The sequence below is a fragment of the Thermosipho sp. 1244 genome (genome assembly GCF_018588215.1).
GTDB lineage: Bacteria > Thermotogota > Thermotogae > Thermotogales > Fervidobacteriaceae > Thermosipho > Thermosipho affectus.
The window spans coordinates 26,104-52,874 of sequence record NZ_LNGA01000015.1; the positions used below are offsets into that span (position 1 = coordinate 26,104).

General features: G+C 31.9%; 25 protein-coding genes and 1 pseudogene. 7 read left to right on the forward strand and 19 right to left on the reverse strand.

What is annotated here, in order from left to right; all coding sequences use genetic code 11:
* Window positions 1-10: 10 nt before the first annotated feature.
* A complete protein-coding gene (locus tag AS157_RS04070) occupies window positions 11-2,473 on the reverse strand; it encodes a polysaccharide biosynthesis/export family protein (RefSeq protein WP_077289131.1) in 2,463 nt (820 codons plus the stop codon).
* A 75-nt stretch (window positions 2,474-2,548) separates the two neighbouring features.
* Here AS157_RS04070 and AS157_RS04075 point away from each other — a divergent pair, with 75 nt between their 5' ends.
* The 6 genes from AS157_RS04075 (at window position 2,549) to AS157_RS04100 (ending at window position 7,830) form a co-directional block, all read left to right on the forward strand.
* On the forward strand, window positions 2,549-3,421 hold the full coding sequence (locus AS157_RS04075) for a DHH family phosphoesterase (protein ID WP_143611755.1): 873 nt from the start codon (window positions 2,549-2,551) through the stop codon (window positions 3,419-3,421).
* 3 nt (window positions 3,422-3,424) lie between these two features.
* Window positions 3,425-4,228, forward strand: coding sequence for a PHP domain-containing protein (locus AS157_RS04080; RefSeq protein WP_077289133.1), 804 nt, complete (start codon window positions 3,425-3,427; stop codon window positions 4,226-4,228).
* 66 nt (window positions 4,229-4,294) lie between these two features.
* Complete coding sequence (locus AS157_RS04085) at window positions 4,295-5,770, forward strand: UDP-N-acetylmuramoyl-L-alanyl-D-glutamate--2,6-diaminopimelate ligase (RefSeq protein ID WP_077289134.1); 1,476 nt, start codon at window positions 4,295-4,297, stop codon at window positions 5,768-5,770.
* The gene (locus AS157_RS04090; RefSeq protein ID WP_075665719.1) at window positions 5,767-6,114 is read left to right on the forward strand and encodes a hypothetical protein; all 348 of its coding nucleotides are present in this window, start codon (window positions 5,767-5,769) and stop codon (window positions 6,112-6,114) included. The genes AS157_RS04085 and AS157_RS04090 overlap by 4 nt, the downstream gene beginning before the upstream one ends.
* Window positions 6,115-6,119: 5 nt before the next feature.
* On the forward strand, window positions 6,120-6,986 hold the full coding sequence (gene mraY, locus AS157_RS04095; protein WP_077289151.1) for a phospho-N-acetylmuramoyl-pentapeptide-transferase: 867 nt from the start codon (window positions 6,120-6,122) through the stop codon (window positions 6,984-6,986).
* 4 nt (window positions 6,987-6,990) lie between these two features.
* Window positions 6,991-7,830, forward strand: coding sequence for an MraY family glycosyltransferase (locus tag AS157_RS04100; protein ID WP_077289135.1), 840 nt, complete (start codon window positions 6,991-6,993; stop codon window positions 7,828-7,830).
* A 97-nt stretch (window positions 7,831-7,927) separates the two neighbouring features.
* Here the strand turns inward: AS157_RS04100 and AS157_RS04105 are convergent, their stop codons facing one another.
* From AS157_RS04105 to AS157_RS04185, 17 genes and pseudogenes are all read right to left on the reverse strand, one after another.
* A complete protein-coding gene (locus tag AS157_RS04105; protein ID WP_077198105.1) occupies window positions 7,928-8,194 on the reverse strand; it encodes a rod-binding protein in 267 nt (88 codons plus the stop codon).
* A 9-nt stretch (window positions 8,195-8,203) separates the two neighbouring features.
* On the reverse strand, window positions 8,204-9,193 hold the full coding sequence (locus AS157_RS04110; protein ID WP_077289152.1) for a flagellar basal body P-ring protein FlgI: 990 nt from the start codon (window positions 9,191-9,193) through the stop codon (window positions 8,204-8,206).
* Window positions 9,194-9,203: 10 nt separating this feature from the next.
* Window positions 9,204-9,788: a flagellar basal body L-ring protein FlgH gene (locus AS157_RS04115; protein ID WP_077289136.1), complete on the reverse strand. Its 585-nt coding sequence runs from the start codon at window positions 9,786-9,788 to the stop codon at window positions 9,204-9,206.
* Entirely contained in the window at window positions 9,785-10,717 is a 933-nt protein-coding gene (flgA, locus tag AS157_RS04120; RefSeq protein WP_077289137.1) for a flagellar basal body P-ring formation chaperone FlgA, read from the reverse strand. The genes AS157_RS04115 and flgA overlap by 4 nt, the downstream gene beginning before the upstream one ends.
* Window position 10,718: 1 nt before the next feature.
* Window positions 10,719-12,602, reverse strand: coding sequence for a DNA topoisomerase (ATP-hydrolyzing) subunit B (gene gyrB / locus AS157_RS04125; RefSeq protein ID WP_214494972.1), 1,884 nt, complete (start codon window positions 12,600-12,602; stop codon window positions 10,719-10,721).
* Between the two features lies 1 nt (window position 12,603).
* Window positions 12,604-12,891, reverse strand: a complete 288-nt coding sequence (locus tag AS157_RS04130; RefSeq protein WP_077289139.1) for a DciA family protein — start codon at window positions 12,889-12,891, stop codon at window positions 12,604-12,606.
* Entirely contained in the window at window positions 12,866-13,609 is a 744-nt protein-coding gene (locus AS157_RS04135) for an aminotransferase class IV (RefSeq protein ID WP_077289140.1), read from the reverse strand. The genes AS157_RS04130 and AS157_RS04135 overlap by 26 nt, the downstream gene beginning before the upstream one ends.
* Complete coding sequence (gene mtaB, locus AS157_RS04140) at window positions 13,584-14,873, reverse strand: tRNA (N(6)-L-threonylcarbamoyladenosine(37)-C(2))-methylthiotransferase MtaB (protein ID WP_077289141.1); 1,290 nt, start codon at window positions 14,871-14,873, stop codon at window positions 13,584-13,586. Before mtaB ends, AS157_RS04135 begins: the two co-directional genes overlap by 26 nt.
* Before the next feature lies 1 nt (window position 14,874).
* Window positions 14,875-15,318, reverse strand: coding sequence for a CBS domain-containing protein (locus tag AS157_RS04145; RefSeq protein ID WP_075665729.1), 444 nt, complete (start codon window positions 15,316-15,318; stop codon window positions 14,875-14,877).
* 1 nt (window position 15,319) lies between these two features.
* On the reverse strand, window positions 15,320-16,273 hold the full coding sequence (locus tag AS157_RS04150) for a 1-phosphofructokinase family hexose kinase (protein ID WP_077289142.1): 954 nt from the start codon (window positions 16,271-16,273) through the stop codon (window positions 15,320-15,322).
* Between the two features lie 5 nt (window positions 16,274-16,278).
* Window positions 16,279-16,989, reverse strand: coding sequence for an ATP-binding cassette domain-containing protein (locus tag AS157_RS04155; protein WP_231450307.1), 711 nt, complete (start codon window positions 16,987-16,989; stop codon window positions 16,279-16,281).
* A complete protein-coding gene (locus AS157_RS04160; protein ID WP_172799329.1) occupies window positions 16,970-17,113 on the reverse strand; it encodes a hypothetical protein in 144 nt (47 codons plus the stop codon). Before AS157_RS04160 ends, AS157_RS04155 begins: the two co-directional genes overlap by 20 nt.
* 245 nt (window positions 17,114-17,358) lie before the next feature.
* Window positions 17,359-17,949 carry a hypothetical protein gene (locus AS157_RS04165; protein ID WP_077289144.1) on the reverse strand — a complete coding sequence of 197 codons (591 nt, stop codon included), beginning with the start codon at window positions 17,947-17,949 and terminating at the stop codon, window positions 17,359-17,361.
* A gap of 14 nt (window positions 17,950-17,963) precedes the next feature.
* Window positions 17,964-20,720 carry a hypothetical protein gene (locus tag AS157_RS04170; protein ID WP_077289145.1) on the reverse strand — a complete coding sequence of 919 codons (2,757 nt, stop codon included), beginning with the start codon at window positions 20,718-20,720 and terminating at the stop codon, window positions 17,964-17,966.
* A gap of 17 nt (window positions 20,721-20,737) precedes the next feature.
* On the reverse strand, window positions 20,738-22,267 hold the full coding sequence (locus tag AS157_RS04175; RefSeq protein ID WP_077289146.1) for a hypothetical protein: 1,530 nt from the start codon (window positions 22,265-22,267) through the stop codon (window positions 20,738-20,740).
* Between the two features lie 301 nt (window positions 22,268-22,568).
* Window positions 22,569-24,728 carry a glycosyltransferase gene (locus AS157_RS09590; RefSeq protein ID WP_197023183.1) on the reverse strand — a complete coding sequence of 720 codons (2,160 nt, stop codon included), beginning with the start codon at window positions 24,726-24,728 and terminating at the stop codon, window positions 22,569-22,571.
* 116 nt (window positions 24,729-24,844) lie between these two features.
* Window positions 24,845-25,027 (reverse strand): annotated as a pseudogene (locus tag AS157_RS04185) (acyltransferase); the annotation flags it as partial.
* A 694-nt stretch (window positions 25,028-25,721) separates the two neighbouring features.
* On the opposite strand from AS157_RS04185, the gene AS157_RS04190 reads away from it, so the two are divergent.
* Window positions 25,722-25,988, forward strand: a complete 267-nt coding sequence (locus tag AS157_RS04190) for a hypothetical protein (RefSeq protein ID WP_077289149.1) — start codon at window positions 25,722-25,724, stop codon at window positions 25,986-25,988.
* A gap of 597 nt (window positions 25,989-26,585) precedes the next feature.
* On the opposite strand, the gene AS157_RS09715 is transcribed toward AS157_RS04190, so the two are convergent.
* The gene (locus AS157_RS09715; RefSeq protein ID WP_352039422.1) at window positions 26,586-26,759 is read right to left on the reverse strand and encodes a PD-(D/E)XK nuclease domain-containing protein; all 174 of its coding nucleotides are present in this window, start codon (window positions 26,757-26,759) and stop codon (window positions 26,586-26,588) included.
* Window positions 26,760-26,771 lie beyond the last annotated feature (12 nt).

The following is a 26,771-nucleotide window of genomic DNA, read 5'->3' on the forward strand; positions in this document are numbered from 1 at the left end:
CTATCCTCCCTTATTTTATCGTTTTAATGTTGTTGTATAGTCCTATAAGGTTATTTATAACAGGAACCCATTCAAGTGCTGTTTTAAACGGATCAGATGGTACATAAACCACATCTCCTGGTTCAACCTTTGGAACACTTCCATTTTTCTTTATTGCATCGTTTAAGTTTACCTTTATTGCCGTACCGTTTACTCCTCCTTTGTACAAGAACACAGATGATGGTGCAGCATTATCAGTAAAGTATCCCGCACGTATAACGGCTTCTAAAACATCCATTCCATCATTTAAGGAAATTACCCCAGGATTTTTCACTTCTCCCAAAACGTATGCAATATTTTGTGGGGCATCAACTATCTTCACAACATCTCCTGGTTTTACAACGTATCCCAATGCCTTTTCCACATCGTTTACATCAATTGAAACATCTTTATTTAAAATCTTTATCAATCTAAAGTTTTTATTCACATTAAAGTTCGAAATTAATTCATACAAAGTAATAGGTTTTACAGCATAAAACATGTTTGGTTTTCCATTCTCATCAATTACGTAAATATAATTTTCCGTGTCTTTTTCAAATAAAACCGTTGCACCACTTTTTAATTTCACATTTTCATCCCATTTCACAGTAGTTGCCTCATTATCAAATAAAATCGTAATTTTCTTACTAATTCCCTCTTCTATTCCTCCTAATTTTGCCAACAAAGTTTTTAAATCAAATTCCTCACTACTATTGAATTTTACAATTCCATCTTTTTTACCATATCCAAACGCATAAACATGTCCTATTTCTTTTTCGGTCACAAAGACAAAATCTCCGTTTTCTAACTCAATATTCTTTTTACCTTCATATACATCCCTTGCATCTACCTCTGCAAAAACTTTACTTTTTCTAACAACATAAACTTTATCAGAAACAAAGTATAAATTTGGTCCTAAATAAAGACCTCCTAATTTACCAAAAAGGGTAATTAAATCTGGAGATTCCGTGTAATCTATTTTAACTGTTCCTCTATTTCTTATATACCCCATCGCTGTGACGTATATTGGTTTTTTCAAAATAACGTTTAATATTGCACCGCTCTCTATTACTTCATCTTTACTAGTATCCAAAATTTTCCCATTTAATTTTATTTTCTCAATTCTTTTTAAATTAGAAACACCTGCTTTTGCTAAAACCTTGTGGAGGGTAATCTTTTCAGAATACGGAAATACAACATATCTTGAAACATCTCCTACAAGATAAACGGCATTCTCCGCCAAAGATTTTATAACAACTGTATCGTTTTTCTCTAAAACCTTATCAATCTTATTTAAAATTAAATCCTCTATTTTGTATTCTTTATCTCCAACAACGTAAATGTCTAAAATACTTTCCATATTATCTATTCCCAATTTTTTTACCAAATAAGATAAAGTTCTTGGTTCTTTAGAAGTTAAAGTAATTACTCCTCCCTTATACCCCACAACGTTAACCGTAAAAGGGGTATATATTAAATCTACTACATCTCCGCAGCTTAAACTTATTTTATCTATATCATCACTTAACTTTACCTTAATTTTCCCGTTTATGATTGCAAAACCATCGTTTATCAATTCTTGTCTATCTATTCTAGTGGGCTTTTTTGCAAGTAACATCTTTAGTGTTTTTGGCTCATCTGGTAAAAATTCAATCTTTTGTCCTTCTGAATAAACATAAAATTCTGAGTATGTCTTTATATTGACAACTGCACCCCTTTTAAGGGATAAATCTTTTTCTAATATATCTGGTGGATAAATTCTAGAAATTTCATCTTCAATAACCTCAACTTCTTTTATGTACTTCTTTTTTTCATCGATTACTCCACCCGCCTTTGCAATTAAAAGGGACAAAGTGATATCCTCTGTATCTGAAAAAGAAAATTCTCCAGGTTCTTTTACAGGCCCAACGATATAAGCCACTTTACTCTTTTGTTTCGGGATATATATGATATCCCCTTCTTTTAGTAATACATCTACATCAAAGTTTGCACCATTGTAATAAGATTCAAGATCCACATTAAAAATTTCTTTTCCCCTTTTTATCTTTACATTTGAGAAATCAACACTGGTATTTGTAGATAAATTCAAAAATGAAACAAGTTTTGAAAGGGTCATTTCAGGATCAATTGAAATATCAAATGCAACGTTTAACGCACCTTGTACGTAAACATACATAGGTGCATATTTTTCTATATATACCGATACTATTGGATTTTTTATAATTTTTTTTATGGAATCCTTTATAATCTCTGCTATTTCATTAGTGGTTTTTCCCACAACATTTACCTGTCCAACAAATGGATATGAAATAGTTCCATCAACAGAAACAGTAACCTGCATTGGAAATTCTGGATGTTCAAAGACAACTATATTTAAAACATCTCCTGGTCTTACAGTATAGGCTAAAACAAAGATACTAGCTATAACTATAGCTAAAATTAATAATTTTTTCATATATTTCCCTCCCAGACATTTTTTCAAATTATATTTTATCATAGATGATATAATTTTTTAAGGGGGGTGAATACTTTGGATTTACTTTACTTTAAATCAAAAAAAATATTACACACTACACACAAAATGGCAGATTGTGATGGAATTGCATCTGTATACTGGGGGTTAAAAGTATTTGGCGGTAGCTACTACATCCCACCATATGAATTGCGTAGTGCATATGGACTGTTAAAATATCTAAATCTTTCTTTCAAAACACTAGATAATTTTGATTATATTTTTGTATACGATACAGACAAAAGAGAAGACTTAGATATAAATCTTTCAAAACCTTATGTCATATTTGATCATCATAACAAAAGAGACCGTAAATTTTTTCAAAATGCACTTTTTAGTTATTCGATTACCTCCAGTGCAAATGTTATAAATCTATACAATCTTTCTACAGAACTTGGAATAGAACTAGATGAAACCATACTCTTTTCCTTTGCAATTGCACTTTATACGGACACTGCAATGTTTAGAACAGCAAGAAAAAACGAATTTTTGTACTTTTCAAAATTTTTGGGAAACAAAAAATTTGAAGATTTATACGAAATAATATATCAAAAAGAAATTTCACAAGAAAACTTTATATCTTCTATTAAAAACGCAAAATTTTTAAACAGAAACAATTTAAAGATATGCATCACACAATTTGAAACCCACGATGAATTTTACGCATTTATAGATGGACTTTTTAATGTTTTAAATCTTGACGTATTACTGGCAATTCTTCCAGAAGGATTAAGAATCCATCTAAAAAAGAAACACGTACAAAAGATATACCATGCCCTTTTCGTACCCATTCAAAAGGAGTATAATATAAGAAGATATCAAGGAATCTGGTTGAATTTTTACGATTATAACTTACTTTTAAACGCACTAGATAACTACAAGGGAGGGTAAATTTTGTTAGTAGATTTTCACATGCATACCACTGCATCTGATGGTACATTTTCTCCAGAATCTCTAGTCAAAATTGTAGAAGAAAGAAACATAGAATATTTTTCCATAACAGATCACGACACCATTGACGGTATTAAAAAAATCTCCAAAGAAAATTTTGTTCCAGGTTTGGAAATAAGTGTAGAATACCAATCCACCCTTCATATTTTAGGATATGGAATAGATTTGAATAACAAAAAATTAATCGATACCCTTGAAATGTTAAAAAAGTATCGATTAGATAGGAATAAAATTATAATTGAAAAAATGCAAAAAATGGGTTTTAATATAACCTTTGAAGAAGCGTTAAAAGAAGCAAATGGAACTCTTATTGGAAGACCACACTTTGCAAGCCTTATGGTAAAAAAAGGATATGTCAACAGTCTAAAAGAAGCTTTTGAAAAATATCTAAAAAAAGGTAAACCTCTCTACGAAAATAAAAAACGCTTAAATATGGATGAAGCTATCAAAATAATAAAAGAAGCAAATGGAATAGCAATACTTGCACACCCATATCAAACTACAACAGACAATGAAAAATTAGAATCTTTAATTAAAAAACTCGTTTCTTTAGGACTAGATGGATTAGAAGTATACTATTCAAAACACACAAACATCATGATCCAAACATACGAAAAACTCTCTCAAAAATATGGCCTTGTAAAAACTGCTGGATCAGATTTTCACGGAAAAAACACTCCAGACATTCAACCTGGTATAGACGTAAAATTAAAAGACATAGAAACATTTATCAGTCGTGTTTTTTAATATTGAAATTTTTAAAAATATGTTATATAATTTTTACAAGAACCCTTATCAAGGGAGTGATTTTTTTTGAAAATAAAGGAGATTTTAAAAGCACTCAATTCTGTTGTCTTAAAGGTAAATTGTGATGAGGATATGGAATTTGATTATATTTCTTCAAATTCAAAAGATATTAAAGAAAACTCACTCTTTATTTGTAGAAAAGGATTTAACTTTGATTCTCACAAATTAGTAGATGACATCTCAGAAAAAGGGGCAAAAGTTTTTGTTGTTGAAGAAGAGATCAAAGACTATCCTTATATTTTGGTTGTTGATTCAAGAATAGCAGAATCGATAATCTCAGATATTTTTTTCAACAAGCCATATGAAAAATTAATAACTTTTGGAGTGACCGGCACTAATGGTAAAACAACAACTGTACATCTATTTCACCACATAATGCATGAACTTGGTATAAAAGGAAGTATAAGTGGTACCGTTATGAACGATATTATGGGAGACAAATTTTACCATCATAACACCACACCAGGGGCTATCGAAATAACAAAGAATATGTACAAAACCGTCCGTGAAAACGGAAAGTACTATGCAATGGAGGTTTCCTCTCATGCTCTTTCACAATATAGAGTAGAAAGTATAAAGTATGATATAGTGGGAATTACAAATATAACAAGAGATCATCTTGATTTTCACCAAACATTTGAAAATTACAAAAAGGCAAAACTACATATATTAAACCTTTTAAAACCAAATGGTGTTGCGGTTATAAACCATGAATTATTAAAAGATATACCAAATAAAAACATTAAAATTATCACTTTTGGCATCGATAACGACTCAGATTATGTAATTCACGAAATAAATTCAAACTGGTCTGGGATTTACTTTAGATTAGAAACACCGTATGGGGAAAAAAAGGTAGCCTCACAACTCTTAGGAGATTTTAACGCATTTAACATAACACTTGTGATTGCAGCTCTATCTGAAATAGGTTATGACATAGATGAAGTAATATCCTCCATTTCCACATTTAGAGGTGTAGACGGACGTCTTGAAGTAATCTCAGAAGCAAAAAAATTGGGAATAGAAATTGTAATAGATTTTGCACATACCCCTGATGCCTTGGAAAAAGTCATATTATCACTTAGAAAAATTACCAAAGGAAGAATTATAACGGTATTTGGCGCAGGTGGACAATCCGATATTGGAAAAAGACCTATTATGGGAAAGATAGTCTCAAAATATTCAGATATTTCCATAATCACCACAGATGATCCACGTGGAGAAGATCCAGAAGAAATTATAAAAGACATTGAAATGGGAATTGTTCCTGGAAGTTTAAGCCTATCAATAATCGATAGAAAAGAAGCAATTGATACGGCAATTACACTCGCAAATAGGGGAGATGTAATTTTAATTGCAGGGCGTGGGCACGAACCATACCAAGTGTTCAACGAAAATTACAAAGTACCGTTTAAAGACAGGGATGTTACAATAGATATTATCTATAAAAAGATCAACAAAGGGGAAAAGACATTCAAATGATTTGCTTAAAAAACGTAAATATATCACTTTTAAAAAACTTTTTGGGAATAGATGTAGAAATTGTAAAGAAAGACAATAAATCATTTATCAACATTCCCGTGGATTGTACTATAGAAAAAGACGGAAAGATTATAAAAATTAAACTAGATAAAGAATACAAGATATCCATCACAGATGGCGATTATTTTGTTATAGATTACAAATCTTCAAAAGATTTTCACAGATATTTATTAAATCTAAATGGGGAAAAAGGCATCTTTATATTCAAAAAATGCCTTAATACAGAAGAGTTACTCCACTTTATGCTATCCATATTTTTTATAGAAAAACTCATAGAGGAGTGATTGTACTGCATATTTTATCTTTTTCTATATCTGCATTCTCGACTTATCTATACATCAAATTTATGAGAAAAGTAAAATTAGGACAATATATAAGAGAAGAAGGCCCAGATCTTCACAATTACAAAACAGGTACCCCAACAGCTGGTGGAATAATTTTTGTAAGTATTGCTGTAATATTTGGAATTATATACAATATCACCTTCCCGCTTATACTCTCTTTAATATTATTTGGATTTATTGGATTTCTAGATGATATATCTAGTATCTTAAAAAAACAGGCATTGGGACTTAGAGCTTATCAAAAATTATTTTTACAAATAATGTTCTCCATATTAATCATTTCATATTCAACAAATTCTACAATATTTGGCTTAAACGTTTCAAAAATGACGTATTACGCATTTTGGATATTTACAATCACCGGTGCTTCAAACGCCGTAAATTTAACCGATGGAATTGATGGACTTGCTGGATGGGTTTGGATTACTTCCATCATACCACTTTCAATATATGCAAAAGATTTTTCAACTGTTTTTTTGATTTCCACAGTATTAGCATTCTTGTTATTCAATACCAGACCAGCAAAAATTTTCATGGGTGATACAGGTTCTCTTTCACTTGGTGCATTTATTGCAACATTTGCCATGTTACACGGTTTGGAAAAAGAACTTATATTTTCATCAAGTATATTCATAATAGAAACTATAAGTGTTATCCTCCAGGTAACATCTTTTAAAATTTTCAAAAAAAGAATTTTTAAGATGTCACCTATACACCACCATTTTGAATTGCTGGGATGGAAAGAAGAAAAGATAGTAGGGGTATTTTCCGCAATAAATCTAATAATAGCGCTTACAATATTAGGCTGGTGAAAAGTTGAATATAATCATATACTTTCTTGTAACAATACTTGTATTAATAATATCCAAAAAGTTCAACCTTTTTATGGACTATCCAACTCAAAGAAAAAATCATACACTTCCCACTCCACAAATTGGCGGAATAATTTTGTTTATTCTACTTGTGATATATTCCAAAAATTCAATATTTATTCTTTTATTGCTCCTTCTTTTTGGAATATTAGACGATATGATAAAATTATCCTATAAACAAAAATTTGTATTTGAATTTTTAATAGCTGCGTACTTTGTATGGAAACATAAATTAACCTTATTTGGGTATCAAAATATATTCACTGACATATTTGCAATTGTCTGGATCGTTGCGTTTTTTAATGGAATCAACATGATAGACGGATTCAATGGACTTTCAACAGGAGTCTCCATTATATACTTTTCAACAATTGGAAAATTTGATATATCTTTAATGTATTTACCTATATTCATTTTTAACTTCTATGGAAAACTCTTTATGGGAGAAAGCGGTGTACTAATTACAGGGTATTTACTTCTTTCTTCTATATTGAAAATGGAAAATGAAATGGTATTTTTGACTATATTCTTTGGATATCCCTTCTACGAAGTTGTCGCAAGTTTTACAAGGCGAATTTTATCTAAAGGAAACCCCTTTATTGCAGATAGAAAACACCTTCATCATATCCTACATGAAAAAATGGGTAGTGCCTTTTTAGGGATTTCTTATTTACTTGCCTACACATTTACACTTTTTCCAAGAAATTATATAAGTGTTATTTATTATATCTCTATATCTTTATTCATCTTCTTTATACATTTTAAATTAACAAAAGAAAAATAATCAACTCCTCTGTTTTACCTATTAAATTAAAAAAACAATCCCCAAAGGGATTGTTTTTATCTTTACAAAAACTTTATATGTAATTTTGTCCATAAAATTACTTTTTTTGATACACTTTCCCACCAAGATATTTATACACACTTTCTGTTAAACCTTTTAAATCGGTCTTTGCAGCGTTTTTTGAGTACTCATAAAGTAGGTTTTCTCTAAACCACTTTTCCCCAAAACTTTCTGGAACCAAAGATGATTTTGGGATAGTATCATACATCTTCCTAAAAATTTGAAAGAAAAAATTTGCAACAAATTCTTCTGAAACCTTTTTCAATTTATCAACTTTTACTTGATTAACAGATTCAACTCTCATACTATCACCTCACATTACTTTAACTTCTGCAAATATCGCACCTGCTTTGTGTAATCCCTGAATTATCCCTATTATATCTTGAGGCGTAGCTCCCAATGCTTTAAGGGCAGATATCAAATTAGAAATAGTAGCTTCTTGTCCCTCTATTTCACCATTTTGAATATTTACCACAAAATTTCCATAACTTAATGTAAAATCCGAAATTTTAATATCCCCTCCAAAAATAACGGTTCCCGTTCGCTCGTTGATAATCACCTTTGCAGCTTGATCTGGAACTACTTCAAGTTCTTCAATTATAGACAAAAACGTTATCAAATCATCCAAGAAAGCATCTGGTATTTGTACCTTAATAGATGCGGGATCATTTGCCTTTGCAAGCTTTAAATCAAACTTCTGATTTATAGCGGCTGCAACTCTCGCAGATGTTGTAATATCTGGATTTTGTAAAAGAATAGTTATACTGTTTTCAGAAACAATATTTGAAGGGATTTCCTTTTCTATCAAAGCACCATTTGGTATATAACCTGTAACCTTAAATCTGCTTTGCAAATTAACAGATGATTTTACTTCCACACCACCTGTTGACACTGGACCTTGGGCAACTGCGTAGACATTACCATCCGCGCCATAAAGAGGTGTTTGTATTAAAACCCCATTTTCCAAACTTTTTGCACTTCCAAGAGACGCTACAACTACATCTAATCTCATTCCTTCTTTGTAAAAAGGTGGAATATCAGCTACAACCATAACAAGCGCGGTATTGTTAGATTTTATATCACTTTCTGAGATGGGAATTCCAAAATTTTTAAACATATTTGCAAGAAGTGGAGAATTTAGAGATCCCCCATCACCAGTACCGTTAAGACCTACGACAATACCTACTCCAAAAAGTTGGTTATCTCTGGCTCCCCTAAATTTTGCAATATCTTTTATCCTTACAACCGCCGAAAATGAAATTAAAGATACTATCAAAAACGTAAAAATTATACTTTTTTTCATACCTTCCACCTCATCTAAATAAATCTGCAATTGATGAAAGAACTAAACCCAACCAACTTCCCTCATTTGGATCATCTTCAAAAATTATCTTTCCGTTTTCCCATATCTGTGCATCCATCAAATCGGTGGAATCAACTGTATTTTTAGGGGATATAACTTCAGGATTTACCCACCCTGTTATTATAATCTCTCTTAAATCATTTCCAACCTTTATATTTTTCCTACCTTCAACGTATAAATTCCCATATTCATCTACTTTTTTCACAATTGCCGTTATTTGGAGTATAACACTTGTTTGGCTCTTATTTGAGCTTTTCACCTTATCGGAATCCTTAATTGGCAAAAATTTAGATAAATCCGTTCCCAAAATCTTTGCCCCACTATTTATTGCACCTAATATCGTATTTTTAAAAGAATCCACCTCTGAACTTGTAGAAAACCTCGGTGTCTCATATACCAGTATATTTACCACATCTCCCACTTTAGAAGCCCTCTTGCTGGCTATTATATTTCCAAATTTACTATTTGGATTATATATAGAATTAGAAAAGACAAAAATTGAAATAATCAAAAATACCATTAAAACCCTTTTCATTTTGACACCTCCACGACCTTTAACATAGGTCCTTTAACAACCAATCCGTAGACTATTTTTCCAGTATCCACATTTCTCGCCTTAATTACATCTCCCACGTTTCCACTTTCCATAGCCCTAAGCAATGCATGCACCTTTACACCTGGAAGCTCTACGTATCCAAATACTAACTGTCCTACAACCACATCCGGAATTTCTTCTAAATACTCTTCGTAAATAGGTTCACCTATTTTAAAATACTTCTTAGAAATCATGGGAAGTTTAGATATATCAACCGGTGTACCATGTAACGATAAAATATTTATATCGCTGTATACAATATCCCCTTTCTTTATTTGCTCTCCATAATTAATATTTCTCGCAGCAACAGGTATTTTCCTAATATATTCGGCTATCAAATTAACGTTAAAATATCCCCTCGTTCTACCTTTTTCCTTTAAAGAAAAACGTACAAGAAAACTACCACCAATTGATTCAATAACATCGTAATCAAAGTTATCGTGTTGTACAATTGAACCATATGTTGATACAATTTTTACAGTTGCACCATCTGGAAGCCTTGAAAGTACCAATTTTTTTGAAAGTTCTTTTGCAAAATCCTCTGTCAACGTTGCAGTTGTACTTTCATTTGTTAAAACAGGCGGAAAATATACTTTTATATAACCAAAAGTAGGAGTAGCCTCAATTTGAGTGGCTACTCGAGACAATCTTTGCAAAACATACTTTACATTTACATCTAATGTCGTATCTTCTGGGATATACGCAAGGGTAATATTTTTTAACGATGTTGCATCAATACCAGTAAAAGTTGCAGCTACATCGTATACAGTAATAGAATTAGTGGTTACCGTTGAAAAATCTAAAAACTGTATAAACATAGAAAACGAAAAGAAAGGTAAAAGCAAAAAAAGAAATATCACACGTTTCATTTTAAATATCTATCTCCTTTACTTGAAGTGCGTGTCTAAAGATAAATTCTTTTCTACTCTCAGTGTCACTACCCATAAGCATTTCAAAAAGTTCATCTGCTTCCTCTGCATCCTCAATCTGCACTTTCAAGAGCTTTCTATTTTCTGGATCCATTGTAGTCTCCCAAAGTTGCTGCGGGTTCATTTCACCAAGACCTTTGTACCTTTGTATCTCAATTTTTTTATCTTTTATACTTTCTTTAAAATCTTCTAATTCTTCATCACTGTAAAAATAGTACGATTTTCTTCCCATATTAACTCTATAAAGAGGTGGTTGTGCTATGTAAATTTTACCCTCATCAATTAACTTTCTCATATACCTGTAAAAAAGGGTTAAAAGCAAAGTTCTTATATGCGCACCATCAACATCTGCATCGGTCATTATAATTATCTTTCCATACCTAAGCTTTGAAGTATCAAAATCATCTCCTATTCCCGTTCCAAGTGCTGTTATTATATCCCTAATCTGTTCATTTTTTAATAACTTAAGCCAACCACTTTTCTCAACGTTCAAAATTTTTCCCCTTAACGGCAAAATAGCTTGAAAATTTCTATCCCTTGCCTGTTTTGCGGATCCTCCAGCAGAATCACCCTCAACTATAAACAACTCGGACTCTTCCATTTTCTTTGTTATACAATCTGCCAACTTTCCCGGTAACGAAGAACTTCCAAAAACACTTTTTCTTTTTATCATTTCTCTTGCATGCTTTGCCGCTTCTCTAGCTTTTTTTGCTTCCAAAGCCTTTTGGATTATTATCTTTAAAGTACTTTCCGAATTATCAAAATATTCCAAAAGTTTTTCCCTAACAACCTTTGCAACCGCTTCTTGTACCTCTTCATTTCCAAGTTTTGATTTAGTCTGTCCTTCAAATTCTGGAGTTTTAGACATCAATACACTAACAATAGCAACAATACCTTCACGCACATCTTCCCCTCTTAAAGTATCTTTTTTCAACTGACCCGTTTTCTTTCCCAATTCATTCACAACACGTGTAAATGCGGTCTTAAAACCCGTAACATGTGTACCACCATCAACCGTTCTTATGTTATTTACAAATGAATAAATCTTTTCAAAATCTGATGCAGTATACTGGAAACATACATCAACCTTTATACCATTGTATTCCCCAGAAACCAAAATAGGTTCGTGCAAACTCTTTGCACCTTTACTTAAATAATTTACAAATTCTTTTAAACCACCTGTAAAGTGGAATGTCTTTTCTATATTTTCCCTTTTATCTTTAAAGACTATTGTAACTTGTGGATTTAAAAACGCAAGTTCCCTTAACCTTATTAAAATCGTATCAGAATCAAATTCTACAGTGGAAAAAATTTCCGAATCTGGTTTGAACCTCACAATTGTTCCTCTTTTTTCGGTATTACCAATTATTTTTACTTCAGTTAGTGGTACCCCTCTTTGATACTTTTGATAGTATATTTTACCTTCTCTATGCACTTCTACTTCCAGCCACTCTGATAATGCATTTACAACGGAAGCGCCAACACCGTGTAATCCACCACTTACCTTGTAGGAATCTTTCGAAAATTTTCCACCAGCATGTAATGTGGTCATTACCACTTCTAGCGCACTTTTACCCGTTTCAGGATGGATATCTACAGGAATTCCCCTACCGTTATCTTCTATTTCAACGCTACCATCTTCAAAGATAGTTACATAAATTGTATCACAATATCCTTGTAAGGCTTCATCTATACTGTTATCCACTATTTCATATACCAAATGATGAAGACCTGCCTTTCCTGTTGAACCTATATACATTCCAGGTCTTTGCCTTACAGGTTCAAGACCTTTTAACACTTTTATATTCTGCGCATTATAATCCATTTTAATGCCTCCTCTTTTTTATTATTACCTTTTTCACATAATCTTCTCCTAACCTTTTATTCATATTTTCACGTATTTTTTCCCTAAAAAATTGCAATTCAATAGCATACATCTCATCACATTCTATATAAAGATTTCCTCTGTTAAAGTAAGTTACCTTACAATGCTCATTAAAAGGTACACCAATCACTTCTTTAAAATGATCCCTTGAAATAGACGAAATATACAATTTTCTAAAAAGAGGACTTTTTTTGGAAAGCTCTTTAAAAACTTCCGCTAATTTTTCCATTAATATACTCCTCAAAAGACTTGGAAAGTTCCTTGGAAAGAGATGTCTCAAACTTATATTTTCCTAAGTAATTTACAGGCACAATCCCACCACTTGTATGAGTTAAAAAAAGCTCATCTGCAAAAAAAAGCTCTTTTAACTCTATCTTTGTTTCTCTTACCAAATACCCCATCTCTTTTAACATTTCTATTACATATTTTCTTGTAATCCCCTCTAATACTCCACTTTCGATAGAAGGCGTATAGACTATACCATCTTTTACAAGAAAAATGTTTGAAAAACTTCCCTCACAAACAAAACCTTGACCATTTAATAAAATAACATCATAGTTTTCGCCTTTGCGCTTTCTTGCAAGATGTAAATCTGCTCTCCCCAAAGATTTAAAATTTGGGGGAATCGATATAGGATCCGCATGCCTAATTTTTGAAATATCTACTTTTACATCCAAAATTTTCTTTTTTTCAAAATACTCACCGATAGAATATAAAGTAACTCCATTGTTTACAATTCCATATATCTTAATTCTATCAAATTCTAATTTATTCTCCACTTCACATAAAAATTGCTTGTATGAAATCTTTTCCCCCAAATAACTTAAAGAGCCTAAAAACCTTTCGTAATGCTCTTTAACTGCAAATGGCTTTCCATTATGCACCTTCAAAGTCTCATACACAACTATCCCATTTAAAACTTTATTGACTAGAAAGCTTTCGGTCATATATTTTGGAAATCACTCCTCCATCTGTAACCGTCATAACAGTTACCTCTTCAAAATTTCCAAAAGTTCCCTTCGATGTTTCATGTAATACATAGTACTCATCATACCCAGTAAATATTTTATTTTTATAGCTTTCTATCAAAACCCTTGCTTGTTTTCCTATCAGTCTTTTTCTATATTCTTTCGCCACTTTCTTACTTACTTTTTCAAGCTCAATAACTCTTTCTTTCTTTATATTCCCAGGTACCTTATTATCCATCTTGGACGCCAGCGTATGTGGCCTATCAGAATATCTAAACGCATGAACTTTGGAAAACATTGAAAAATTAACCACATTCAGTGTATCTTCAAAGTCTTTTTGTGTTTCACCGGGAAATCCCACCATTATATCCGTAGTTATTGAAAAACTCTTATCCTCTTTTCTTAATTTTTCAACAAGATTTAAATAATACTCTCTGGTATAGTTCCTTCTCATCCTTTCTAAAACGTTATTACTTCCACTTTGAAGAGGAATGTGTAAATGATTACAAATTTTTTCTTCATTCACAATGAATTTTATCAATTCCTCGTCTATATCTTCTGGATTTATAGAGCTTAACCTTATTCTAAAATCTCCCTTTATTTTTACAACGTTCGTTAGAAGTTTTAAAAGTGTGGTATCTTTATCTTTTCCATACTTTCCAAGATTTAATCCCGTGATCACAATCTCTTTATATTCTTTATTTACCATTCTCAATATCTCACTTACCACAAGTTCTATGGGTTTACTCCTTATCTTCGTACCTCGCGCATATCTAATTGCACAATAACTACAAACATTTGTACATCCATCTTGCACTTTTATGAAAGCACGTGTCCTTTCAGAAAGTGAAGAAAACACATATTCTTCTTCAAGATCATCTGCTTTCCAATAGGTTTTATCAACAAAAACACCAACATTTCCTATTAAACTTTCTATGTTTTTCTTTTCCTTATTTCCCACAATCAAATCTACATCTTCATTTGCCAGTTCATCTGCCGCAATTTGAGGATAGCAACCTGCAACAACAATTCTTGAACCTGGAAATTTTTTCTTTATACGCCTTATTTGTTGTTTTATCTTCCTTGTAGCCTCATTTGTCACAACACAGCTATTTATAACAAACACATCAGATTCCACTTCTCCACTCACTACTACATAACCTTCATTTTCAAGTTTCTCGGTCATAAGTTCAGATTCATATTGATTTAACTTACAACCATACGTAATTATACTAACTCTCATCTTAATCCTCCCTACTAACTGCGTCCAAAATCCTCATTCTAGTAATAATACCAACTAATTTGTCGGAATCATCCACCACAGGAAGGATTTTCAAACTATGCCTTATCATTAAATCAGCTGCATGTAAAAGTGGTGTATCTTCTTTTATTACAATAGCAGGTTTTGTCATAACTTCCGATACAGATTTATTGGAAATTTTCTTTAAACTCCTCACAAACTGGTTTAAATCCGGTATAAAAGACGCGGTCTGTAACAACGAAAAATAACTAGGTAATGATGCCCTTATTATATCGTTTTCACTTATAAACCCAACAACTTTGTAATCTTCATTAACCACAGGTACACCCGTTATTTCTTGTCTTGAAAGTATTTTTAAAACCCTTGATACCGACTCATCTTCTAAAACCGCAGTTATATCTCTTATGTAAAATTCTCTTACCTTCATTCTACTCCACCCTCTCAATCTTAAACATTGTTGATGCCTTTTCTATGTCTTCAAATTTTGGTGGAACTTTCGCTTTATACCATGTCTTTGCAAGTGCAGCTGCATATCCAAATTTTGCAATTTCGATAAGATCTTCTGTCTCAAAACATTTATACACCATAGCAGCCATATAGGTATCCCCAGTTCCCAATAAATGGGCATGGTCTATTTCAACAAGTGGTTTTATAAACCAAACTCCATCAGATGTCACAATAATATCGTAATCTATCTTGTACGAAAGAACTGCCATCTTTACACCGTACCTTATTAATTCTTTTCCGCCATCAATATAATCCTGCTCACTTTCCAATTCTTTACCAAAGAGCACTTTATCTTTCCTGAAATCTGGCCTAATTATACAAGGAGCATCTATCTTTATCGATTCCCTTGAGATTTCATCCCTTGTTTCCCAAAAAACTCTTTTTCCGTGTTTTTTTGCTATCTTTGTCAAATCACCATAGAATTGTACTGGTACTCCCTGAGGGATACTCCCAGAAATAACAACTGCATCAGAGGAAGGTACTATCAAGGTATACCTTCTTAAAAAATGATTTATATCCTCAATAGGTATCCTCGGGCCTGCGGAATTTAACTCAGTAAGCGTGTGATTTTCCTCATCCACAATTACTATGTTTTCCCTTGTTTCATTTTCAATATGTACAAAATTCGTTGTTATTAAATTTGAAATGTTCCGTAGTTCGGATAAAACTATGTCTCCTACATAGCCTCCAATAAAACCTGTAACAATAGATTTTACGCCAAATGACGATAAATCAATCGCAACATTTATGGATTTTCCACCAGGTGACATTCTTGAAAATTCAGGTTCTAATCTATGGAGTTTATTTACTGTAAAATTGTTAATATAAAACTCCCTGTCTAATGCAGGATTCAAACAAACGGCAAGGACTGACAAAAAAATCACCTCACAATTGTATAATCTTTTGGCTTTCCCTCAAATTCAATTTTACCATTTTTCATTGAAATTAACAAATCCGATAAAGGAAGGAAGCGCTTAAAAAAGCGTGTAGCAATTATTAACGATTTTTCGTTTGAAACTACGTTTTGCTTTAAAATTTTAGAAACAACCTGCAAGTGATCATCATCTAAGTGGTCTAATATGCAATCTAGTATAACTATCTGAGAATTTTTCAGGTATGAGACAAAAAGAAGAGTTAATATCTTCTCCAAAACATAAAACGACGACAGGCGCGTCTCAAAACCGTTGGGAAGTGATTTTAAGATACCAAAATCATCCAATATTGAAAGATAATTATCAAAAGAAAGCAACTCCTCATCTGTAGCCAGTTCCAAAAATTCACCAAAAGTTAAATAATCTAACGCCTCAAAGAAGTTCGTGTCAATGTATAAAACCTTACTCCTCAAATCCTTTACATCATACCCGAAAAGGTCCTTTCCACATATATTTACACTTCCCACATACCTTATATCATTATACACTTCTTCATTTAATCGTGCAAAAGAGCGCAAAAGAGCAGATTTAGAAGAACCACGAGGCCCATAAAGTACCATGATTTCGCCTGTATTTAAAGAGAAATTAATGTTTTCAAAAAGCGGGATATTATTTGAATAGGCAGAAAAATCAATTACTTCAAGATTTTTCTTTTCCATTTTTTCCACCACTACTCACCATATCTTTCAATCTTTTTTCCAACTCCTTTTTCGCTTCCTTATTACCTGAGGAGGTTAATTTTATAAGCTCGATCTGTGATAATATCTTAACGTTCTTTGCCATACTACACCACCTCCGCTACAACATCTCACCTCTATTTTACACCTTTTTTATTAATTTTACTTTTAAGTGTTTTTACATTTTTTCAAAGAAAGTTACGGTTGAGTGTGAATTTTTTCTCTACCAAAACAAAAACAATCACAAATACTACATCTTTAAAATAGAATATTTATCCAAGATTAATACTTTAATATTTATTTATACTTACAAATTTTAAAATAAATGGGCACGTTACGTGCCCATTTTACTTACTTAATTTGAATCCTTTTTACCTTAACATCGCCCAAAGCCCCTGTTTCAATCCGTTTTGTTCCAACTATACTTTTACTTAACACAGATATCAAATAATTCCCCGCTATTATATTTTCATCACTTGATAAAATGTCTTTATTGTCTATCCACTCTTTATCAAGCATATTATCCAGCCAAACGTTAAATTTTGCTGCATTGAGTTTATATGTATAAAGTACAATTTGACCTTTTAGGTTTTTTTGAATTTCGGCAAAGTTTTCCGGTAAATCCTTTTTTATTTTGAGGTTAATAGTTACCTTTTTTCCATCAAATGTGTATGTATAATCAAACATATTCGTATTAAGTACCACACTATTTATCTTTGAAAGCTTTTTTTCTACCCCAACTTGCCTATTAGCCAATACAATATCAAAGCCATTTATCTTTCCACTAACGTATACATTCTTTCCATATGGGTCTTTTATTTCAACTAATGTTTGAATATTTACTACCTTATCTGTGGAATTACTCACACCTCTATAAAAAATACCACAACTACTTAAAATAACTAGCAACGCTATACCTAAAGTATATATTATTTTCTTCATAAATTTTCCCTCCCTTAATTTCCAGAATACTCTATATTAGTAGAAGGCGGTGTATATCCATACATAACCAAGAATACGTTTAAATCCATTTCATCTATTACTCCATCTTTTTCAGAAAATCCAGGAATATATCCCCTATTTGGTGGCATAAAATCAACACGCGGTCCTATATCATATGTGGGATCATATACACCATTTCTTTGATAATTATACAAGGCATTCCTAAATATCAAATAATCATCTATATCCACAACTCCGTCTAAATTAAAATCTCCAGGTAGTGTTAAATACTTATTTGCAATAAATTTATTCTTTGAAACTAGTCCTCTTTCAACAGGGTTGTTTTTTAGTTGTGTATAAAGTTCTATGTTAAATAAATCAAAATACCTTGCTTGATTATTAAAATAAAGATAAGTATTAGTTGCAAAATCCAACCACAAACTTATAGTAGCAACCCTTGTATCTTGTGAAACTCCACTCCTTGAAATTTCTTCAAAAACAAGCTTTAAATAATCATCTCTTGTAACACTTAAATCCGTATTTTCCACAAACGATGGATTTACATCAATAGAAGTTATTGTAGAAAGAGACATGGAAATTTCAGGACTTGTGAGTGTTGCATACAATGTACTTGACAAAGCTCCTTTTGCAGCATCTATTAATATAAACGCCCTTGCTTTACTTTCCGCGTACATTGGCACAACAAAGGTTACAGTACCTGTAAGTTCCGTGTAGTAAATTTCAATATAAGTAGGCGCACGCTTGGTATCATCAACTCCTAAGTTTAAAGTATCAATAGATTTATAGTCAAAAGATTTATATCCCCACAAACTATTTGAATCCCATTGATATACCTTCCACTTATACGCAAAAGCAGTAGAAGGTATAGTAATACTGGTAAATGGTGTGTATGCATCTATCGTCTTTACCGTTTCGCCCTTTCCAAAATTTACCATTTCAGATGCAACACTATCCGGCAAGTTGTACTTTATTAGTATAGCATACGTAGAATCTGCTAAAATATCTGCTTCTTTATCATCATATCCAAATAAAATAGTTGCTTGATTACTTTCAAGATAAGGAACATCCAATCCTGGTATCCCAGAATCAAATTGTCTAAATGCAAACGTTGCATCCACAATTGGAGAACTAATAACGTTGTTTGTTACGTTGCTTATAAAAGAATCGTTAAAAAGCAAAGTTGTAGTAGTTTCTGTTGCAAATTTTATTAGTAATTTATCAAGACCAGCTCTTCCAGATGGTATTGGATCATTTACCGATTGATCTGTGTTATTCAAATTTGGATTAGTTGTGTATTGCACCGTTGTATGCGATGAAATATCACCACTATCAGATATTGAAACAACTGTCGCATCAAACAATATTCCATATTTACCATTTGTATCATTTAAATTCTCCTTAGAAAGTTCTATTCCAGAATACCAATCTTTTGCCTTTAAAGTGATGCTAGTTTGAAATGTTGGTGCATCGGCATCAACAAAACCTGTTCTATACGAATTTTGACCTTCCATTGCCCAAAAACCATATGGTCCCTTTGCATCTACAGTATATGCATACACTTTATCATGGCTTGTTGTAAATGCTATGATATAAACTTCTTCGTTTACAGAAGAAAGTGGGACCATTGCAGGAGAGCTTATAATCGAAAATGTTTCGCTTACATCTTTTTCCCATTCTTTAGCAAAACTATAATCATCATAGCTCATTGAATAAACCACTATCTTGCCAGATCCTTTTGTTTCCGCATTAAGTAATGTAAAAATATAAATTTTATTTTCAGAGGATCTTTTAAATAAAAGAGGTGTGGTGGCAAATCTATATCCAGATCCAAAATCGTTATAAATGGAATGTGAGGCAATTTTAAATAAGTCATCAGAAACTCTTATTACATGAATTGTTCCAAGGTCATCAAAGATATAAACATATCCTTTAGAGTCAACCAAAACACCAGCGGCCATACTGGAATTTCCCAATTTTATAAAATCTACATCTGAATTTACCCCTTCAGGTGGAATTCTATACAATGTACCTCCACGACTTACAGCGTAAATAAAACCTTCACTATACGCCATTGGTGTTTCAAAATCTCCACCCAATTGAATCTTATTAACGGTTGCCGTTAAGTTAAAAGAACTATCAAGCGCTATTTTGTAAAAATTACCACTTTTATCTAAAACAAACAATGCATCTTTCTTTGGAGATAAAATTGGAGATATTTCTACAGGTCCATCGGTTCCATAAAAATCATTTGTAGTTGTAAATGTATCAGTCCCCATATCATAAACCAAGTGGTAGACTCCATGCCCTCCATCCAAACCTATTCCCACATATATGTGAATATTACTTCCATCTGCAAATGCTACAGCTGCCCTTGATACATTACCGCTAATTTCTACTTTTTTATTTGTGGCATTTGTCCTTACGTTAACATAACTTTTTCCATTGTAATTTGAAGTAACATACACAATGTAATTATTATTGAGTATTATAGGATAACTTATATGTTTCCAGCCAACCCCTCCATCTGGAGTTCCATAATTTCCCGTTATATTTCCCAATCTATTTATAACGTAGTAGTATGAATCTTTACTTAAAAAATGTATATCTCCCGTCTGCTTTACTGCAACACCTCCACCTTGGACATATCCCGTAGGAGATAATTCGATATAATCATTTTCCCAAAGCGGTGATATATTAATAGCAAAAGCAAAAACCGAAATAATAGAAAACAAAAAAACCCATTTTTTCATCTTACACACCTCCAAAATCAGTATCCTGTTATAACGGTAAATACATCTTCTCCTGTATATTCATTCCCTTCTTTATCCTTCACTCCTTTAACAAATAGGTAAAAATACCCATACCCAATAGACGTGTTAACTGTAAAAGTTGCCTGTTTTTCATCATTTGAAATCTCACTTAAATTCATCTCTAAAATATCATAAAAATCAGAATAGTGATCTTCCTTTATATACAATATAGGCGTAGAAGCCTTTGATATACCTCCTGGATCTTCAAAACACACGCTTATAGTGTTACTACCAATAGGTATCCTATTATTATCCGTTTTATCTAAAACCTTCCCATTAACGGTCATAGCTTTTAACTTAGGTGCGTTAGTGTCGTTTACAGATACAAATATTTCATTTATACCTGCTCTTCCACTTTCATCTTCCGCATATACCGTTATATAGTGTCCACCTTCTTCTACTATCCACTCAACATACGTTTGATCTACCGTTTCAAAATATTTCTTACCGTCTATAAAGTATATAATTTTTCTAAAATTTATACTTTCAACCGGCACCACAGAAATTATCGTAGAATGTCCCGGGATAAGATTTGATTCATTGGAAACTGTTATCTCAAAATTTAAATAAGTATCCCCTATTAATATTCTTTTTCCTATCATAGATTTTTTACCTAACCAATCAGTTGCCTTAACTATTAACGAGTGATCTCCTGCTTCTAATTTGTTTAGTTGCACTGGGATATTTTTTAACTCTTTTTGATCCACACTATCTTGTAATTTTAACTCTCCATCCAAATAAACCTCATAACTTGAAAGCTTTACATCATCTGAGATATCGACATTTATTAAAATATTCGAATTTGTGGGGTAAGAGAATTTTGAATGTATTACAATTTGCGGCGCCTCATTATCAATAGGTAAAATATTTAAAGAAATCTTTGTGGAATCCTCAGCACCTATTAAATTATCGACTTTTATGAAAAACTCTTTATTTCCACTTTCATCGAACTTTCCCAAATTCAAAAAGAGCTCTCCAGGTTTTAGCATAGTTGAAATTTCTTTTTTTCCATATTTTGAAAGACCTTCTGTTTCTATATTCACCTCTGGACTTTTGGAATTTACGTCTAAATACAATATTACATCATCACCTACAAAAATCTTACTTGGAATAACAGAGATATTTCTTATCAATGGCTGTGATGGATCGTAAACATAAAGTTTTGGTTTATAATCCTCGTACTTTTTTCCATCCAAAAGAGATATAACACTTGCCTTTAGTGAATATTTTCCAGGCTTATCAAAAGAAATATTTATCGTTTCTGGAACCTTTCCAAAATTTTTTATCATTTTTCTATTGTACTCATCAACTATTTCCAAGGTTCCACCTTTTGCGCCGATCAAATCTCCACTCACGACTATCTGCGCTTCTTTTGAAGCCTCCACCACATCAGGTGCAATTATCTCTAATTTGAAACTATCATCATTTGTTGTACATGCCATAACAATAAAAAGTAAAACGGACAATAAAATTATTATTTTTTTCAAATTCCCACCTCCATATCTCTCACGTATTATTTTTCTATACATATTTTTTGTTACCCTAAAATTTAAATGAATGTTCTTCAACATTCCCCAAAAGTGCCATAGCAAGAATCATTCTAGTTACTAAAACTATTGCTATAAAAAAGCAACACAAGGAAAACCTGTGTTGCTTTTCATTTCCAACAACTTACTAACAAATCATTTTAATGAAATTTTTAGACATTTCATAGGTAAAATAAACGTTTTAAAATATCACTTCTTTCATTAATCTGCATGCTTTTTTACGTTTTACTCCAATTCCGTTTCAAAATTCTGCAATAACAAGCACTGTATCTCTAAAAATTGAATTTGAAAATTTTTCTGGTATGTTTTTCAAATACCTATCAAGAAATACTAGATTCTTTACCTTAAAACCTGCCAAAGTTACGGTTTTCATCAAAGTAAAACCTGAAAACCAATATTTATGATCAGTATTTACAATTTCCATATTGTTAAACCCTTGTATTATATTTTCCCATCTATAGGCATTCGGAGCAGATACAACAAGTTGAGTCGCTTTAAGTTTCTTAACAGCCTTTAGAAATTTTATCGGATTTTGAAGATGTTCTATTACATCAAAAACAACTATACTGTCCCAGTCTGTTTGTTTTATAATATCTGGTAATTCATAATAATTTTCAATATTAGCACAAATTATATTTTGAATTCCATACACATCTTTCAAATAACGCACTGCTTCACAATCAATATCAATCCCCCAAACTTCTCTAGCTACTTTGAGTATGAAATTATGAATCCACTGGTTAGATTTAATTTTCATACCAATTATATCCTTATGATCAGCAAATCCTATATGCAAAACTCTTTTATCTTTCAATCGAGATTCTATAAAATTTTTTAAATCTTTGTATTGAGGTATAACATTGTAGTTTATAACTAGCCCCTTGTCAAAATATTCTCCTTTAAGATATGGTTCAAGTTTTTCCAAACCTTCATATGTGGATGATTTGTCTTTATACATATCTAATTTTTTTATTCTTTGTTTTTTGTCAAACATTATTTTTTTTTTCCTAGGATCATTCTTATCTACTAAAATATCATTTAAAACTTTTTTTACCGCATTTACTTGATCTTTAACTGTCCATTTTCTATTAATAACATATTGCCTATAGTAAATAGAATTGTAGTTTTCAGATTTAATTATATCTACTGCTTCGTCAATACTAGAAAACAACCATTCTGCCTCATATAATTCTTTTGCTCCATAAAAATTGTGTATCACAGGTTTTATTCCTCTCGCCATTGCTTCCATAATATTATAGGGATGTCCTTCATGAATACTTGTAGAAAGTACATAGTTTTTATCTCTCCACCATTCTTCCATATCGTCTACCCACCCATAAAAGATTACATTATTTTTTAACCCCATTTCTTCAACCATATATTTTAAGTACAACTCGTATCTGCTATCTTGAAAATCTCCTGCAATATGAATTTTGTAACGTTTATCAATTTCTGTTAGCTTTTTAATCACCTGAAGTATCATAGCAGGATTTTTCTTATAACTTATATGTGCTACCCACGCTATGTTGTATCCTTTACTTCTTTCCATGAAAGGTATCCTTTCTAAATCGATTCCATTGTAAATTATTTTACTATCTATTTTTCCTGCAAGACTTGGAAATGTCATTTTCAAAATTTCTCGCATATGCGGCGCCACAAAAATTATTTTGTTCACGTTATTCCAATTTATTTTTAAAGGAAAATTGGTAAACACTTCGTAACTATGTAATCTCACGAGAACTTTTTTTTCAACAATTCCTGGATAATTTGTTCCTATCACTGCTGCTTCGTTGGCCCACTCAAACCATACTATATCAGCCCAGTCTATACTTGCCTTTATTTCCTTATCGTTCCTCACTGCCCACCGTTGGATCCAATATTCATCTGACAAACCTTTGATTATATCATCTATGAAGTTATCAAGCCCCATTAAACATATTATCGCAAGTCTTTTTTGCTTCTTTGCTTTCTCTATCCGAATCTTTAATTTTTCCAGTTTCACATGCAAAGCCTCTAAATTTTCTGCTGGAGCGTATGATAATGCTTCGTTTATATGCTCTGCTGCCTTGTCGAAAAAACCCTCAAACATGTAAGTTTCAGCCAGTATATCATGCACCATCCATTCCTTAGGTGAAACGTCGAGAAGTTTCAACGCATACTCTTTAGCCTTAGGGTATTTCTCGATTTGCAGAAACATTTCTGCAAGGTTAAAAAGCGCATCCAAATTTTGTGGGTCAAGCGATAATGCTTTTTTAAAGTTTAATATCGCTTTGTTTTTTCTGCTTGTACTGTAATAAGCAAGACCAAGTGCGTTATACTCATCAGGCGTTTTCGCTTTTCCATCAAGAAGTTCTATAATTTTTTTGTATTCTCCGTTTGCTAAAAATTTCTTAATATTCACTCTACCCCTCCCAACGTTATTGCACATTCAACATAACAACATACATTTTTTCTTTAAATCGAACCATATGACTATCTCTAATCTCTACAACACTCGCCGCTCTCTCCAGACTCATTTCATTTTTTGTAATATGTTTGATTTATTAACAGCTGCTCATCTGGTACATCTTTTAAAACCTTTGCAGGAACACCTGCCACTATCTTTTTTGCAGGAACATTTTTTGTAACTACAGAACCAGCTGCTACAAGTGCATCTTCTTCGACAATCACACCTGGGAGTATTGTTGCATTAGTCCCTATGACAATCTTTCCTTATGTTAACGTTATAATTTTTCATCTTACATCTTAATTATATACTTTTGCACAGCTAATACAAAAAGTTGTGTTATTTGTTTTCAAGTGGAAATTAATCAGATAATAAAGGAAGTTAGAGAAGAACAAATTTTCTTTTCCAGAAAATCTTGTTAATGACTTCATTTCTTATACAATTCATGATTGTATCACAACCTGCACTCCAAATTAAATTAATAGATTCTGGAAATTCTCCGTTTATTGAAGTAGTATATTACCTAAATATCCCAATAACAGGAAGCACAAAACACTTTAAAACCATCAAAAATATTAAAATATTCACACCTGATGAATTCATCAAAATTTATAAACAAATTTGAGAAAAACTGTGCTTTGTGTTCTGAATAACAAAAAATTATACTATCTTCCCAATTACTCTTTCATTTACAACATCATTTATCACTACAACTTCAACAACTTCATCATCAATCATTTTAACAACCTAATTAAAAAGTGAATTTCTTTACCCAAATATAATTTACAACAAATTTATACAATCTATCCGAAAAATGCGTGCGAGTTTGTCTGGTTGATTAGGCAAAATTGCACATTTTTTGTTATAACACTACTAAAAAAACTTTAAAAAGAAAGTAACAAAATGAATTTTGATGAACTCTTTCTAACGAATCCTTGATGAAAAAAAGTGATGAAATCTTTAGTAATAGACATATTATTTTCAACAACCTTTCTAATAAAGTTCATTAAAATAGGATTATATGACTTAAAAATCTCAAATGAAAGGTTACCAGGTAGAAAGGGTGTTAGCAAAGATTTAGTTTATCTTCCTTTAAAGTTTAGAACCTTCTTAAACGCTCAAAAGGTAAAATTAGCAAAATTACAAAAAATATATACCGAGACTTTACATTTGGCAATGCTGCTAAATATATTAAATCCCTCACAAAAATATTAGAAACCTAAAAAATTATCACTTCTATAATCTCAAATATAAGTGGTAAAAAAATACCTCCTCTCCAACATATAGAGATGATAGTTCTCAAGCATCTATTTAAACAATTCAAATATAGTATCCAACGGTTTAAACTTATACAATGGGCCCTACTATTGGTATTCGGACTAGGAATGAACAAAGTTTTTAGCAAGGGAATAATTATAACCAAAAATACAACGTTTAAAGACAGGAATATAGTTGGTCTTCTTGCATGGTTATTTTTGACACTAATAAAGTAACACATTTTACGACAATAGGCTGTGTTTTGAAGTTTTTTCAAACCAATATTCTTTTCTCATTGCTTCTTAAAATAAACTTACGCCTTGCTGCTATCCCATGCTTAATCAAAGCGGATGTCATTCTGAGGAACGAAGTCGAAGGGGATGTCATCCTGAGCAAAGCGTAAGCAGAGTCGAAGGATCTTAATTAGCAAGTGGTGGATAGTGTTAGCGAGATTGGATAGATTAGATAGCGTTGGATAGGTTAGAAGGTTAGTAAAAAAACGTCGCTATGCTCCTCAGAATGACAAAAAAACACTAACCTCTCCAACCCTCTCCATCATACTCTTTCCCATTCAAAGTATGCTATATTCCTTTCTTCCTTGTCAAATTCCACTCCTATTATGTATATCTCTTTGCATCTTTCTTTGTACTTTTCATAATATCTTTTTTCTTTTAGCTGCTCTAGTGCTCCCTTTTTCTCTTTCCCTTCTATTACTTTAAATTCAAATATATAACATTTTTA